Genomic DNA, 460 nt, shown 5'->3' on the forward strand with positions numbered 1-460 from the left:
ATTTTATTGTTGGCTACATTTAAAGATGCCTTGCCCTTAGGGTTGGTACTGTATACGTCTACCAAAACATCATCCAGGGCACCACCAAGTTTCAATGTGTTATTAGTGATGTTGTACTCTTTGGCATTACTTTTCAAATAAGCAAATTCGACATAGCCGTCAGATTTTTCACGCACGGAAATTTTGTTGTTGTGAATGGTCACCGCACCATGCATAGCGACATTGCCATGGTGTTCTTCCACATAAACCGGCACCGCGCCTTTCATAATCTTGCCGATATCGGCATCATTGCCGCTAATGGTAATAGTACCGCTGCCAATGCCGTTTTTAGATAAAACGCGGTCGTAGGTATCGTTGATGACGGCAATCAGATATTTGGTGGATTCGCCGCTGATCTTGTTATTTGCCATATTGAGCGTGTAATCCATTTTGCTTTCATGGTTACGGAACTCAATCGCGT

At 43.0% G+C, this 460-nt stretch carries 1 pseudogene; it reads right to left on the minus strand.

Annotated elements, in window-relative coordinates:
- Window positions 1-460: pseudogene (locus tag ACTHUR_RS20335) on the minus strand (right-handed parallel beta-helix repeat-containing protein); the annotation flags it as partial.

This window comes from Neisseria sp. P0021.S007, from assembly GCF_051956855.1.